The following is a 16,451-nucleotide window of genomic DNA, read 5'->3' on the forward strand; positions in this document are numbered from 1 at the left end:
CCTAATTTGGATGTCAAAATTATATTGTCCAAGTAGTTCGCGATTCGTGTTTACTGAGTAAATATATTAGAACAAGCCTACTTCTCTATAATAAAAGAACAGCAAATTTTCGGACCATCCAATCAAGTGAAATTTTCACCATCCACTTGTTGAATTCTTTCGTTCATATACATAGAAAAGTGCAAAGCGCCACTGAAGAAATGGCTAAGATACCACGTATTGCAGGAACTCTGACCTAACTTGCTTCCTCGAAAAAGACAAAAAAGAATCATGACTTTGTCATGACTCCAGTTTGTAGACAAAAGGGGTTCGGAAAACGTAACTTTCATCAAATGATGTTCCTGAACCAACTGACCCAAAACAACACCTTCAACTCCTCGGGTATGGTTACAATTTAGATGTTGATTTCCACTCCAGGCACTCGCTTTCCGCGGGCGGTCCGGGAGCCTCCTCGGCGCTTGCGCCGAGGAGGCTTGGCAGACAGTCGGCGAAAAGGGAGCGGATTTCTGAAATCAACGGAACTTTTTAATTAAAAAACTGCAGGCAAACCGAACAAGTTTGTCTACAGTCTGGAATCATCATGACTCTCTCTCGTGAATATCAAAGCATATGATTATAAACTTTTTACAGCCTCTGCAAACCTTTTGATGCCTTCGTGAATGGATTCCTCATTTTCCCTTGCAAAAGTAAAGCGTACGTATTCCTTATTTGTACCTAGTGTTGAACCCGGAACGTATATGACTCCTCTTTTGATGGATTCCTCCAGTAACTTTATTTCGTTCAATGGCACTTTCAGCTTACACCACAAATGAATTCCACCATTTGGCGAATTATAATCAACTTTTTTTTGCAGGAATTGTTGAAGACTCGAAACCATTGCATCCCTTCTTTTTTTCAGTTGGCCCCTTAAGTAGGCAATATGGGCAGGAAAATACTCTGAATCCAAAAAATCGTTTGCTATCCATTGAGTGAATGAGCCATGACCGAAGTCAACCTGCTGCTTAGCATCAGATAGTCTCTCTATAACTGGTTTCGGTCCTATAATCCACCCAATTCTTAAACCGGAAGCAACAATTTTTGACAAAGAGCTTATATACAAAACATTTCCGTTGTTGTCCATCGATTTAAGCGTGGAAATTTCTTCCCCGGTAAAGGAAGTTAAACTATAAGGATCGTCTTCTATGATCGGTATTCCATATTCGGATGAAAGTTCAAGAATTCTTTTACGACGGTTGATATGAAGGACAGTTCCTGTAGGGTTTTGAAATACAGGGTTCAAAAAAATCATCCTGATCCGATGTTTTTTATGGAGTTCCAATAAATCCTCTGGGTTGATTCCATCTTTATCAACTGGCAAAGGAAAAATTCTTAGCCCCGCGGATTGAAAGATGGGAAGGTTGTAACTATATGATGGATCTTCCAATACAACGGCATCTCCTGGCTTTAACAAGCATTGGACCACCAGATGTATGGCTTGCTGTGCACCCGAAGTAATGAGTATAGAAGATGGATGCGTGTCAATTCTCCTATACTGTTTAACATGTTTGGTTATTGTTTCCCTTAAAACCGCATTGCCTTGAGGGTGATCATAACCTAAGCTACCAATGAAGGACCTATTAGAAATGATTTCACGTAAGGATTGGACTGGAAATAAGTCTTCTGAAAGTTCCCCACTAGCTAAGTTAATAAGGTTATGCCCTTCCGTCTCTTTACGAATTCTTTGGGTTACTGGCATATTGGGCAAAAAAGAACCCGCTTCGATATATCTATTCCAACTAGGTATACGTTTTCGGGTAATTCCCCAGATATCCTTGCTGATCATCGTTCCGCTTCCTTTTTTTCGTTCAACTAGCCCATTTGCTTCCAATTCATCATAAGCCGCAACAACTGTGCTTCTGTTAACTCCCAGTTCACTTGCCAAGAAGCGTTCAGACGGTAGCGGCTTATCCAATAAAAATGTTCCATCAGCAATGCCACTCTCGATGTAAGCTGCTATTTGTTTATATAAAGGCTTCTTGGATTTTCTGTCAGTTTTCCATTCCATAAGCTACATCCTTTAAAATGTTTAGTTAAAAGCGTACTAATTAACTTTATATACTTATTCATTCCCAAAAGTAGTAAAATCTTTAATTTCAGTATAATCTTCAGTAGAGATTATTGCACTCTTAGGATAGAAGCTGCACTACAAAATAAAAACGAAAGCCTCCATTTCTTAAATGAAATGGAGGCCTTCGTTTCATGTTTTTCAACAATGCAGACTCCCCTTCAGCCAAGGACGATTCCGATAGTGGCCGATCGGGACTTGGATAAGGCTCGTTTTTCCTTGAGGACCACCACCGATTTTGTAAAGTTCATCACACATATTCACATCAAAGCCGAGCAGCGGGTGCCCGTTCATTCCGAGGGCTGAGGCCGCTATCAGTAATTTCTGTACGAGCATACCTGCCTCCATTTGCTGGATGCGGTACCCTCTATATCCAAGCTGCTTTTTGGAATGATCTTGATCGCCAACTACATGTATGCAGATCGGCACTTGCTGAAAGTTCATGATATCCAGGGACATTCCGTATTGCAATTGGAGCCGATGATCTCCTGATTGTATCTGTCGTAATGAATGTGTCGTGCTGTCATAATGGTATGCACCATCTTGAATGTCTTCCACATTATACAAACAAACATATAAGGAAACGCGATGTTCGTTGTTCTCGTTTGTTCCATCCAAATCATTTCGATAGGAGAACGAGGCGGTTGCCTCCTGCAGGAGAGCCGCCAGTTGCAGTTGACTGACTTTCCCTAGAGCGAAGTCCATTTCAGGTGAAAACCGCTTTCGGCAAACCGCTGCCAAATCATGGGATAACCTTTTAACGATAGGTAGGGTTACTACATGCCCTTCGCATTCGGCCCCATTCTTTGGATCAATCGGCCGGAATGATTGGGTGGACTCGATCATGGATGCTTCATTCATTTTAGTTAACATCGGAAATTCCCTGATCCTCTTCGACCGAACATAGTGTTCAGGCTGAATCCCCGTCAATTCCCTGCATAATTCCGTCGAAGTGACATGTCCGTCACTGTAGCTTTCATCCGTACACCAAAATGCTGGTTCTGCCGATAAGGGAATCACCGCATACGTGCTCTCCTCCTCTTTCGAAAGCCCGAGCAGATGATTGATGGCCCGGTCAAGGAATTGGAAGCAAACCCCAGATGCGATTCCAAACCGTTTCGCCACTTCGAGTAACTGTCCAATGAGCACGCCCGCATCCAGACCTTGCAGGCGGTATGAAAAATTATTATATTTGTAGAAGTTTTTCCAAAACATCGTCGATACAAAAACCGTCCCAAAACATGAGGTCATATCAAAGGTTTCACCAAGAGCTTTTGTTACATATGAATCAAAATCCCCTTCCCGCAGCAATACCAACCGGTGGTGTGCCGCATCATAGTGGTATACGCCAGCAGGCACTTCCTCCATCTTCAAGTACACGTACAATTCACTTGGATACAAACCTCCCCCTGATGGCGGAAAACGCCGGAATGACTGCATGAGGTCCTCGGATTCCGAGGATCTCGGTACCTGACTGACTTGGGTCAGGCCATATGCATACCAGAGGAAATGACCGATTCCTTCGAGGTCCAGCTTTGTAGGCCCATTGCCCCCCTCAAGCGTCAGCGGCACCTCCAGTGATAGTGGAAAAACAGGCAAGTCACGGTAAATCTTATACGTTAGCGGTGCATCATCCCAATCCACTTCCCAATCCGGCGGACTTGCCTTTTCGATGTCAAAATGCAAATTGTGCAGAAATGCCTCTAGACTCATCCTCCTACCTCCTAAGTCACCGCTTATGGAAAAGGATGCGGATGCGGATTGATCTGTTCGAATTCAAGCGGCCGTTTTGCATATCCAAGTTCCATCGGAACCCTCAGTATCCTCTCAAGCCCCGTTATGCGGGTAAGATGATGGCCGAATGTCATCGGCAGCATCCCCGGGATCAGCACTTTTACGCAATGTAATCCATTCCGTTCAATCTCCGGTGTCGTCTGATCCACCACGATCACCTCGAGTTTCAATCGGCGGAACTCCTGAAGGATATCCTGCAGATCTTCGGTCAAGTCCGAATGATTCACCTTTTTCCCGAATTCTTCATCGAAAGTTCGCATCGGCCGGTCAGCATCCAGCAGAAATTGCAGTCGCTCCTCGGCTTGCGGTAAACCGTACAGCATGCCATGATCATCCATTTTCCGTACCAGTGAGGAATCATGCAGCATTTTCTCAATCTCCTCCTGGTTTTCTTCCAATTTATCGTCAAGGGTCAGCATCATGCCTGCCAACTCGAAGACCGCGCTTTTCACCGCCCGGATCGGGTCCAGATGAGCCCCTGCCGCACATATGAGATTCAATCCTTTTTGTTTCCTGTTTTTTGCCAACGCCCATACGCTTGGTATACCGTGTTCCATGGTGGCATTAAACAAATGGATATCATACCCCGCTGCCGCCCTTGCCCTGTCAATCATCAATTCCAGTTCTTTGTCATTTGCAGAATAGGGGTCAAGACGTGCGAGGGGCAACTGCGCGTACCAGGTCAGCAGAAACGAATCACGTTCCACCACTTCCATGATTCCGTAGAAAATGGCCTCCTCCAAACTTCCCCCTAATGCACAGCCATTGGAAGTTTCATAGACGAATCCATCTCCGCAGCCCAAGCTGTAATAGGAAAGCAATTCCGGGACCAAGATCGGCCGCTCTTGCAAAAATGAATGGCCCCACACCCAATCTATCTTGCGGTCAGGATCAAACGGTCGAAAAGGGAAATCCTTCTGGGCATAATGTTCCTTCGAGTGCACCCCTATCTTGATGGGATCGAGCGCATGATCTTTCAGGTTACTGTAGCTGTCATGTATGACTGTCCGTTTGCCGCGGGGCTCCATTCCGCAATACCTTTCCAATCCCTCCAATATGGCAGTCATCTCACTGAAGGCGTATGAGAGAGTCCGGCCTGCCGCCCCCTCATCTCCTATGAACAAAGGCAAATTAACACTTACATCGGCAAATGGCGGCACAAGGTCTATCATTTTATTATTCAAGAATCCTGTGCGGTGATCCAAGTAATCCTTGGCCAGAACTTCATTCAGATCATCCATTGAACGGGTCCGGTAACTGTCGGGACTTATTTTCGGACTTGGCTGTAACGAAATCCTTGCACGATCCTTCGAGTCATCAGGTAATTGGCTGCAAACAGGACACAAGGGATCAGGTAAAAACGAGTGCCACGAGCCGTTCAGCGTTTTCAGATTGATTAATGATACACGTCCTTCCGAATTGGCGTGTTCTCCTTTCATCACCTTCCTTACCTCTGCACCAATCAGGTGAGCCATCTGCAAAAGGCCTGTGCGTGATGCCGACGCATCACGCTGTATCCCCCCATTTTCTTGCAGCTGTTTGCGGATTCCCCACATTTCTTTACGATCACGCCCGGCCATGAAATGTCTTTGGTCTGCACATTGTGAGCAACCTGTAATACCTGGGCGCACCAGCGGACCTACCACTCCCTCTCCAAATGATACGAACCCCCGCAGCCACGGAATGCCAGCTGTTCTTATCACCTCTTCCGCCTTTTGATGGACAGTGGGATTCCAAGCATCTTGAAGCACAAGGACCAAAGCCGTCGTTTGCGGTATTCCTGCCTCGAAATCGGTTTGGCGATTGACCTGATATTGGCCGGACAGGTCCCCATGAACATGGTCGGCCAACACTCCTTCCCCGACAACCAATACGTCAGTTTTCACCCTGATTCCTCCTCTCGCAAAAATACCCCAAACACACCTGCCAGTTCTTCCTTAAAGAATGGTTCCAGTTCTAATTCGCAAACGAAGATCCGCTTCTTATTCTTCTTCAGGACTTGAATGGCGGACTGTACTATCTCGGAATTCCCTGTCACATCGCACGAAGGAATCACAAGATTCACCTTTTTTTCCTTAAGAACAGACGATGCCACTAGATCCGGAGCTGTGAGGCAAACGGTCTGGTTCTGAACTTTCATGATTGCCTTTTGCAGCGCGTTCCGTAATGCGATCGTTACATTCAAACCGACAGCGCCAGACCAGCCGTCGCTCGTTCCTGCCCAAACAACTGGGAAACCGGACACTTCCTCACCCAACGCGATGATTGGATCTCCTTGCAGCCGGGTCAACGCTTGTAAATAATACCGGCAGCGTTCATCATCCACATCTCCCAACTGCACCGACACAAGTTTCTCCTTGTTGAACTCCTTATTTCCAAACTCTGTATCTAAACTGCTTTGCAGCCCACGGCAAACACATTCAGCAAATGTTTCCCCTGCTCCGACACCGATCGATTCCTTTATTTCGCCTGCTCCCTCAATCGGAAGAAGAGTTTGAATGAGCTGGCTGAGTGTCCGCGATGCATATGCTTCAACCCCTGCCAGACCGCTTTCCCTCCGCGCTTCCTCATGCGTCAAATCTGAACGGATAATATCAGGCAGAAGTCCGGCTGGACCGGACGACAACGGATCAACAACCTGAACGCGGCATTGAGCCAACGGCAGCTGTTTTAAATCGCCCTCTTCCCAAGTATGAAAGATTCCGGATTCTGCCGATGTCAACCGGCTGAAATGCATGAACACTTTTCCCGGCTCACCCCGGCCCGATTTCTGTTCGAGCCGCTGATCAAAATCTTCAATCCATTTAGCAGCCCCTTTTCCCGTCACCCCCGGATGGGGAATGAATGGATGCCACTTTCCCTCCAATGTTTCCATATCCAACAGATAGAATTGATTGGCTTGTTCTGCAGTTGTAACACCTGTAGCCTCTTTGAACCATTCGAAAACCATTATATTGGCTAACATCGCTCCGGCTGTGGAGGAAAAAGAAGTCGAAGCCTGATCCTTTTCCAGCACAGTTTGATGTAAACGGTGCCACGCTGACTCCCAACATCCTTTGGAATCCGGATGGACAAGCGGGCCAGCCATGCCTATTTGATTGATGATCAATGCAGGAAACAGGACCTTTTTCCCTTGCCTGCAAACCGAATGAAGTTCTCTTAATTCCTTAATATCACCCTCCTGTGACAAATATAATATCGAGTCGAATGGCCGCACGATCTCCTGCCATTCAATCCCTGCTCCCTTCTCAAGCACGACCTCCTCTATCGCTGCCTCTTCGTCCGACTTACGTGCATGTGCAACGATTGCCTTTAATCTTTCTCTATTGGTCGGTACCGTGTCCGTAATGAGGATATGGAATGTGGGCAGTCCGGATTCGATCAGCGCGGACACCAATGAAAGGAACAGTGGGCCAGAACCTATTGCCAGAGCCCTTCCCTTTCGATAAGCTTGAAAACGGTATGCCCCGGAATCGCCGTAGCTGTCGAGGAACTCGATTTGGGAAGCATACCTTTCAAGAACCTGATCCCCTAATTGATGGGGACTGTCCTGACTTACATCCCGAACGAACCCATTCGCGTACAAAACCTCGGCAATTTCCATGACACGGTTCCGATACGGGCCAGGCAATCCATCCGTCAAATCGCTTAATGTATGGTCCCCGTTGAACATCGGCAATAACTTTTCAATCCATTGGACGATCGTGCTGCCCTCCATTCGGAACGAACTTATGTTATTCCTGAAATAAACACCTCTGTTTGGTTCCGGTAGAAAAAACGTATCCCTTTTCACTTTCAAACGCATAGAAGGGGTCAAATTCACCATTCCGCTCCTCCTAACCCGAAGCATTCTACGTTCTGCTTCAGCACTTCACTTTAATCCTATGTACGACAATTTGTCCCTTATGTCTAATAAAGAAAAGTCCCTGCTGCACCGCAGGGACTTTTCTTTATTAGACCTGAAACCTTAACGGCCGCAACGTCCGCAACGTCCACCGCATCCTCCACAACGTCCGCATCCACCACAACGACCACAACGACCGCCGCATCCTCCACAGCCAAAGCAGCCAAAACACAAGAAACAGCCAAAACAACCTAAACCAAATTGACGAGAATCTTCCATGGAATACTGCTGAGGGACTTGTTCCCAAGAAACTGGCTGAGTCACCTGGAAATCATCGACATTCAGGTTTTGCAATTGATTTTGAAATTCATACATTTTATATAACCTCCGTGTATTATTTATAAGGTAGTGCTTGGAATAGATAAAAAAACCGGAACGAAATGGTCAGGGAATTAACACCACGTCAAGTATCCCTCCAACAAAATATGTAAGGGGAGTGGGTATTGCCACTGATTAAAAAGCCTATTTTTACTAAATCCCGTTCACGTCGAATGCCTGATCACCATTTAAAACCCAATGAAAAAGCAGAAAACCGGAAGGATAATATCCTTCCGGTTTTCATGCTCACCTCTTAAATTAAGTCCTTACAAGACACTTCAATGGAGGATCATTTATGTATAGGCCATATCGATCGGTCATCAGGATATGCATGAAAAGTCACCTTAGTTCTGCAGTTGTTCATAGCGATTCCAGTTTACCGATTTTTCCAGCACGATTGATATTAACACACCCATTATGAGCCCATTCGTCAAAAAGGGCTGTAAAAGCGTGGGAACGCCCGCAAATGCATTGGGCAGGATATTCATCAAACTCACTCCGATCAATACTGGTACGGCAAGCCTGAATATCGTGTCTGAAGTGAAATGCTGACCCTTGACGCTGTTGAAAGCCGTTCCAAACAGTTGAAGGTAAGCGACGAACAATACAGCGTTCCCGACTGTTATTGGCATGCTGGCCAGGAAAGAGATAAACGGAGGTATGAGACCAATCATGGTCAACAACATGCCTCCGAATAAGAAGGGCCTCCGCTCATAGATTTGCGTGCTTTGCAAAAATCCGATGGATGAAGTGAAAGGTGTATACGGCACAAGGCCAAGCACCGGAGCGAAAATGGTAAATCCGCCAGTCATGAATAAAGAATTTCGATACTGCTTGTGGTCAGCGTCATCCCCCATTAACTCGGATGCGGCTTGAATGGAAGCGAACGTGTTACACAAATTCAGTAAGCCTGCAAAAAAAGAAATCGCTATTATCCCGAATTCCAGGTTTGGTGTGCCTAATGGGAACAAGGAAAAAGAGGCACCCGTCGATCCCATTTCTCCCCCGTCCTCTGGAAATAGCAGCGAGTAAAAAATCCATCCCACAACAATCCCGATCAAGATGGAGAAATTGCTTATGGTCCTTGGTCCTTTTATTTTTAATATACTTACTAAAAAGACAATCCCCAATGATAGGAAACTGACCGGGATGTTAATTTCCCCATCCTCCGTAATCCCCAGCATCCCCTTAAAAAAGACAAAAATGAGCTGGAACGTCAGAAGGAATAAGTAAACGGTCATGACCATGGGCGTAAAAATCTTCTGGACATAAGAAATCAGGTTGAAGCCAGATATAATGAGGGTCACGACACCGGCTGCAATGAGACCAGTAGCTATTCCCCCTCCTATTTCAGCATAACCGAGCCCTATGGATGGTGCAGATAACCCTAAATTCAGCATCACTCCCCACAATAGACCGGAGTGCCCTTCCATAATGGGATACTTATGCCCCTTCCAACCCTGAATCACGCAAGCGATCCCGGTGAAAATGAGCGAGCTTCTCATGGTCATTTCCGTAACATTGGGAGGAAGATCAAAAGCTGCGCCAATCGATATGGGCACCACTACCGTATTTGCAAAAATAAAAAACAACCATTGAAAAGAAGAAAATAGAGTCACGGAAGATCTCCAACTTTTCATAGATTCCATCTCCTTTGAACATGATACTTTTTTAAGCTCATGGTGAATACATGGTTTAATCGCCCTTCATAGGACAACACCATGCTAATGGACGCGGTCCCCAGATTGCCATTTCTTGAACACATGGCAACACAGGGATCAAAGTCCTCTTACGCTTTGCGGTTCTGCTGCCATCATCATGCCAAAAAATAAAGATGCAGATTCGATGCAAAAATGACAGCGTTTACCATTAATAGTAACAAAGGCCGCGGCTTCTTGCTAATTTGTTGGCTGGACTCGATTACAAGGCAAATGGACTAGCGGAAGCCAAACCCTTTAATTTGATAGAAGAGATCATTGTTAACCAGCCCTTTTGGAATCGTAGTCCATTTTATCCTGTTTAAATCATATAGGGCAAAAACATAATGACATGGGAAGCAAGTCCTTAACCAATATAGCAAAAAAAATTACAGTAAGTAAAAGTATACGGGAGCGAACATGGCAGACTACCTGCATTCCGAGACTTTCAATCCCCAAAAGAAAAAGGAAATCCGGAAGTATCCAGAGATCCTTGGGTTAGCCCTACAAGTCTATTGACTGCTTTTGTTTATATAGTGAACCGGAAACCAAGTTACCCTTGAAAATGACCGCTTTACGTTCAGAACGCCTGGCAACTGCTTCTGCAGAACAGCTTGCGTCAATTAACACCAAGCTTGCTGCATCCCCCACTTTCGGCCATACCTGGTTACCCTTTTCGTCCAATGGGGTTTTTCCGCCCGTTATATACCCGAGTGTTCGGGAGAGGGAGACTTCATCAATCCATTTGAAGCGTTCTGCCAGCCTGCCGGCTCTCTCTAGAATGTCACCATTCCCTAGAGGTGACCATACATCAAAGATATTATCATTCCCTACTGATACTTCAACCCCTCTTTCATGTAATAAACCAACAGGGGGCATCTGTCTGTTAATAGGGACACTTGTGACGATGGAAATCCCCGCATCCTTAAGGATGTCAGCCAGCTCAAAGGCTTCTTCCCTGGATACGTCCCCTATGCCAAACGCATGGCTTAATGCTACCCTTCCTTCCCAGCCTGCTTGCTTGGTCAGGGCTGCCAAACGTTTCATGGTGAACGTGCCCAAGTGGCCGGGATCATGTAAATGCAGGTCCACATCAGCGTTCGCTTCCACTGCCAAATCCATCAATTGCACGAGCGAAGCTTCAATATTGTTATCGACTGTGGCTGGGTCGACTGCCCCGACGATTCCCGCTCCGTTTCGCAATGCCTCCCTGACAAGCTGGACAGACCCCGACCGCAACAATCCGTGCTGCGCAAATGCGACTATTTCTGAACTGAGTCTATTGGAATAGCCAGCAAGCGCCTCTTGGACTTGCTCTAAGTTCTGCAATCCCGCTTCCGGATAGATATCAACATGGGTCCGTACATGTGTAGAGCCAGAAGCTAAAAGTATTTCCAGTAAAGACTCTGCCCGTTTACATGTGCTTGTTGCAATGGAAGGCAGCACCCTCTTCTCATTTTCAAAGCGTTCAATGACACTTTTAGAAGGCGTGCATGCTCTCCATACATCCCCCATCAGTGTCTTATCAAGATGGACATGCTTTTCAATGAAGGAGGGTAACGCCAGCAATCCTTTTGCATCTTCCGCTGGCAGATCATCAGGTATGGCCTCCCCATCTTTAACGATCTTCGTGATCCTTCCATCCTCCATCAACAGATGGAATAGACCGGTTATTGTTCCTGTAACTCTATCATTCTCTTTCCGGTAACCACATTCCATACGAACATTCTTTAACCAATAGATTGTATTCATGTCCTTCATTCCCTTCTTGAAATAGACATTCCCTTCACATTCAAGGCGGATTCACAGTCGAGTCCGCCTTAAACCAGATTCCCATTGACCATGACCGCAGAACGTGTGGATCTCCTGGCAACTGCCTCGGCAGCACAAGAGGCATCCACGAATACCATACTTGCTTCATTTCCCACGTTCGGCCATAAACGATTTCCTTCATGGTCCAGTGTCCTGACCCCGCCCGTAATGAATTGGAGCGATTGAGCCAATCCATACTCGTCCTTCCAGTTGTACCTCTCTGCCAATCGACCTGCCTTTTCCAGCATATCCCCTGTACCGAATGGGGACCAGGAGTCATAAAAGCCATCACATCCGAGAGCAACGCGGACACCTTTTTCATGCAGTACATCAATTGGGGGAATGACCCGGTTGATCGGAACTGTGGACATGATGGCTATCCCTAGGTTTGATAATTCACTGGCCAATTCATTTGATTCCCCACTGGAAACATCCCCAAGGGCAAAGGCATGACTGACAGCCGCTTTGTTTTTCCAGCCTGCTTCATCGATTAAAGAAGCGAGTTTCTTAATCGTATAAAAACCAAGATGACCGGGATCATGTATATGAATATCAATGTCTGCATCAAATTCAACAGCTAAATCCATCATTTCATAGAGGGAAGCTTCTATATTATTATCCACTCCGCCAGGATCCAGGCCTCCCACCAAAGACGCCCCTTCTTTCATCGCTTGTCTCATCAACCCTTTTGAATTCGTTCTTAGCAGTCCATGCTGCGGGAAAGCCACGATCTCATATGTCATTTTCCCTTTGAAACTGCTTAACGCCTTCTGAATTTCTTCCAAGTTCTTCATACCGATGTATGGGTCAATGTTAACATGCGTCCTTACATGCGTCGCACCGCCTTTCAACAATAGTTGAAGCATCCGTTCAGCCCGGAGCCGCCCAGTTTCAGCCAGTTCGGCAAGCTCTTCCGCTTCTAATTTCAAGCGTTCGATTAAATTCTGAACAGGAGTGCATGATTTCCATGGCAGTCCTAAATAGGTCTTGTCCAGATGGTTATGCATCTCTTTAAAAGGCGGAAGTGCAAGCAAGTTTCCCGCATCTTGGACGGGCATTTCCGTTTTCAAAGGCATACTTGAAGCCAATTGCAATTCCTCAATGATCCCGTCTTTTATATACATGTTGTATGAAGCTGTCTTTGTTCGATCGATTCTTTCATTCTCAAAAACAAATCCACTATCAAGTGTAACGTTTGTAAGCCAGTACGCTTCATTCATTGAATCACTCTCTTTAATAGAAGATTAAACACCTGTCGTCTCGAAAGATGAAATAGATCCGCTTACAACATTGCCCCTGAAAATGACAGCGGCACGCTTTGACCTTCTGGCCACCGCTTCCGCGGAACAGCTAGCTTCAAGCAAAACGATATTCGCCTCATCCCCGACATTGGGCCATGCCTTGACCCCGTCTTGGTTTAATGGGGTCTTCCCTCCTGTTATGAACTGCAGGCTTTTAGCTAAAGAACGTTCCTCAATCATGCGAAACCTCTCAGCAAGGCGACCGGCCTTTTCCAGATTGTCACCGATGCCGAAGGGTGTCCAATGATCAGTGATGCTGTCATTGCCCAGTTCAACTTTCACCCCTTTTTCATGGAGCAGGGGAATGGGGATCGTTCTGAAGATAGGCACTGTGGATGTAATGGATATTCCTGTTTCCGAAAACCTTTCGGCTATACCCGTAGCCTCTGCAACGGAAAGATCTGCCAAACCGCTGGCGTGGCTAACCGTTACCCTTCCTTGCCACCCTGCGTCTTCCGTCATCGAAGCGAGGCGTTGCATGGTAAAGAGTCCAAGGTGATCCGGATCATGTAAATGGACATCAATATCGGAGTTCGATTCAACCGCGATATCCATGATCGTTTCAAGAGACCGCTCTATATTTTCATCAATGGTGGCTGGATCCACGCCTCCTACCAGATTCGCCCCATTCTTCATGGCCTCCCTTACTAGTCCTGCGGAATTGCTGCGTAATAGTCCATGCTGTGGGAATGCGACGATTTCATACGTCAATTTATCCTTATATCCTTCGAGCGCTTGAATGGTAGCCTCTAAATTTTTCAGACCTATAACGGGGTCAATGTTACAATGGGTGCGTATATGGGTAGATCCGAAGCCCAATAATAAATCCAGCATTTTTTCTGCTCTTGCTTTAGCGGTAGGCAATAACTCAGGAAGTAAAGCCTGCTCTTCCTCTATCCGGGTTTTCACGCCATTTATGGCAGGCATGCAAGCCTTCCACGGACCGCCATAGTACGTTTTATCAATGTGAATATGCATTTCCTTAAACGAAGGGACCATCAGGAGACCTTGAACATCATGCTGTGGATCCTGATCTGTTATCGATTCCTCCGCTAATAAAATCGAGGATATTTTTCCATTTTCAATCTTGATGTGGTAATTTCCGGTTTCAGTGCCGGTAACCGTTTCATTTTCATTATAAGTAAAACCATTTTCCAAGCGTACATTCGTCAACCAATATGATCGTGACATTAAACTCACCCTTCCACTCCAGATTGAACATGCATCCATTTCATTATAATTCTAAAGGTCATTTAATAATTTCAGAATTTTTACTCATTTTTATGTTATTTTTACTTATTCTGATTTAACCAAAGAAAAAGGCTCACCCTAAAATGGATGAACCCTTTCAGACTGGAGACAACTCTATGAAAACTAGTTTGCCTGCAGTTTTTTATTTAAAAAGTTCAATTGATTTCAGAGATCCGCTCCCTTCTTTTGTAGACGTTGATTTCCACTCCAGGCACTCGCTTTCCGCGGGCGGTCCGGGAGCCTCCTCGGCGTCTTTGCGCCTGTGGGGTCTCCCTTGGACGCGCTTTTCCCGCAGGAGTCTCGCACCTTCCGTTCCAATCAACTTTGCTTTAAAATCCCTTTCCGCCGACTGCCTGCCAAGCCTCCTCGGCGCAAGCACCTGTGGGGTCTCGGCTAGCCAGTAATTCGGCAGGAGTGTCGCAAATCTCTTCGATCCAATGAGGATTACAGTAAAAAATCCTAAGGACCGGAGCACTTTATTCGACCCGCTGCACTGTCTTGGGCCGTTGACGCAGTTTATCGACCTAAACCACATATTATTCGGCCGTTCACGCACAGCATTCGACCTACCCAGCACTTTATTCGACCGTTGAGGAACTATATTCGACCGTCATTTTATCGTTACGTCATTTATATCCAAATAGCCTGAAGGGCTGATCGAAAACCCTTTTACTTCTGTCGCGACTGCAGCAACATTTTCAATGACCCTTACAGGAATATACGGGGTGTCACCCATCTCGATTTCCTGTGCCTCTGCGTATAGTTCTTTGCGTTTCCCTTCTTCCTTTTCTTTTCTGGCAGCATTTATTAAACTGTCAACCTTTGGATTGCTGTAAAAGAATGTATTTCCAGCCGCCCCCTGTGAATCCGTATGAAAAAGATTATATTGATTATAATCAGCATCTCCGGTCGCGTTTCTCCAACTGATGATGAACATTTCCGATTGCCCTTTATTCACTTGTTCCACGAACGAACCGTACTCCATGACCTGTACCTTCAAATTAATTCCAATCCCTTTTAGTTGGGATTGCAGGACTTCAGCCAAGTTCACTCTTTCCTTACTGTCCATCGTCAGGATGGTCGCATCCAAACCTTTTGAATATCCAGCTTCAGCCATCAGTTTCTTTGCTTCTTTCAGATTGTATTCATAGGCTTCCAGATCTTCGTTGTACCCGAATACTTTAGAGCCCATCAATGAGTTCGCCTTTACTCCCACATTATTGAAGACACCCTTGATGATCGAATCCATTTCTATGGCATGGGCAATGGCTTTTCTGACCCGGACATCATTGAACGGTTCATTATTGACATTGAACCCTAAATATTCGGTGCCATACCCTTCACTGCGGTAAACATCCATTGCCGGTGAAGATTCCACCTGGTCCATGACAGCTACAGGAAGAGGTTCAGCAATCTGCGCTTCACCGGTTTCAATCATCGATATCCTCGTGGAATCTTCAGGGACGACCTTGAAGATGACCTTGTCCAATTTTGGCTTGTCTCCCCAATAGCTTTTGTTTTTCATCAATGTGATTTCTTGCCCTGGGGACCATGAATCAAAAACGAAAGGACCGGTTCCATTCGGTTCCTGGATGATCTTTTTGCCAAACTTTTCAATTGTTTTCGGACTGATGATGCCGCCTTCGTGATTCGCCAATATGGAAAGGAGCGGGGAAAAAGGTTCCTTCAGTATGAATTGCACGGTAAATTCATCAATCGGTTTCACCTCTTTTACCATATCGAATACTACCGCTCTAGGAGAAGCGACCTTTGGATCCAATAGTCGATCAAACGTCTTTTTTACTGCATCTGCATTAAATGGCGTGCCATCATGAAACGTTACGTCTTCCCTAAGCTTGAATTCCCAGGTCGTGTCATTTATTTGCTTCCATTTTTCTGCTAGCATTGGCTGTATCTCACTATTCTCATCCCGTTGTACAAGACCTTCATAGATTTTATGGTGAGTGACACTAGCGGCGTTAATCGTGGACATGAACTGCTGATCCAAATTCTCAGCGTCGGACAAACGGGCAATGACCAATGTACCCCCTTCGTTTGATGCTTTGCTTTGATCATTTGCCGTTTTGCTTACATCATTGTTAGAAGAACAGCCCGTAATTATGATAACCATGATCATGACTAGAAAAAGCTTTCCTGTTCCACGTTTTAACCCCATCGACTTCGACCTCCCGATTTCATTTAATTGAGCATTTATCTAATTATAGGAAATATTCTGACTATTTATTTTGAAACATCTTTACTATGTTTTT

Annotated in this window: 10 protein-coding genes; all 10 read right to left on the reverse strand. The window is 45.6% G+C overall.

Translation table 11 applies throughout. The features are described from left to right. Nucleotides 1-613 precede the first annotated feature (613 nt). Complete coding sequence (pdxR, locus tag ABIE66_RS22585; protein ID WP_370016374.1) at nt 614-2,044, reverse strand: MocR-like pyridoxine biosynthesis transcription factor PdxR; 1,431 nt, start codon at nt 2,042-2,044, stop codon at nt 614-616. A 201-nt stretch (nt 2,045-2,245) separates the two neighbouring features. Beyond that, nucleotides 2,246-3,817, reverse strand: coding sequence for a SagB family peptide dehydrogenase (locus tag ABIE66_RS22590; RefSeq protein ID WP_370016375.1), 1,572 nt, complete (start codon nt 3,815-3,817; stop codon nt 2,246-2,248). A 23-nt stretch (nt 3,818-3,840) separates the two neighbouring features. Next, a complete protein-coding gene (locus ABIE66_RS22595; RefSeq protein ID WP_370016376.1) occupies nt 3,841-5,784 on the reverse strand; it encodes a TOMM precursor leader peptide-binding protein in 1,944 nt (647 codons plus the stop codon). After that, complete coding sequence (locus ABIE66_RS22600; RefSeq protein WP_370016377.1) at nt 5,781-7,724, reverse strand: putative thiazole-containing bacteriocin maturation protein; 1,944 nt, start codon at nt 7,722-7,724, stop codon at nt 5,781-5,783. Before ABIE66_RS22600 ends, ABIE66_RS22595 begins: the two co-directional genes overlap by 4 nt. A gap of 83 nt (nt 7,725-7,807) precedes the next feature. Next, nucleotides 7,808-7,987: a hypothetical protein gene (locus ABIE66_RS22605; RefSeq protein ID WP_370016378.1), complete on the reverse strand. Its 180-nt coding sequence runs from the start codon at nt 7,985-7,987 to the stop codon at nt 7,808-7,810. A 477-nt stretch (nt 7,988-8,464) separates the two neighbouring features. Next, entirely contained in the window at nt 8,465-9,760 is a 1,296-nt protein-coding gene (locus ABIE66_RS22610) for a uracil/xanthine transporter (protein ID WP_289334294.1), read from the reverse strand. Nucleotides 9,761-10,321: 561 nt separating this feature from the next. Then, on the reverse strand, nt 10,322-11,569 hold the full coding sequence (locus ABIE66_RS22615; RefSeq protein WP_370016379.1) for an amidohydrolase: 1,248 nt from the start codon (nt 11,567-11,569) through the stop codon (nt 10,322-10,324). Nucleotides 11,570-11,637: 68 nt separating this feature from the next. Then, the gene (locus tag ABIE66_RS22620; protein ID WP_370016380.1) at nt 11,638-12,849 is read right to left on the reverse strand and encodes an amidohydrolase; all 1,212 of its coding nucleotides are present in this window, start codon (nt 12,847-12,849) and stop codon (nt 11,638-11,640) included. A gap of 24 nt (nt 12,850-12,873) precedes the next feature. Next, nucleotides 12,874-14,121 carry an amidohydrolase family protein gene (locus ABIE66_RS22625; protein WP_289314945.1) on the reverse strand — a complete coding sequence of 416 codons (1,248 nt, stop codon included), beginning with the start codon at nt 14,119-14,121 and terminating at the stop codon, nt 12,874-12,876. Between the two features lie 670 nt (nt 14,122-14,791). Next, nucleotides 14,792-16,357: a glutathione ABC transporter substrate-binding protein gene (locus ABIE66_RS22630; RefSeq protein ID WP_370016381.1), complete on the reverse strand. Its 1,566-nt coding sequence runs from the start codon at nt 16,355-16,357 to the stop codon at nt 14,792-14,794. Between the last annotated feature and the right edge of the window lie 94 nt (nt 16,358-16,451).

The organism is Peribacillus sp. B2I2 (assembly GCF_041261685.1).
In the GTDB taxonomy this organism is placed as follows: Bacteria; Bacillota; Bacilli; order Bacillales; family DSM-1321; genus Peribacillus.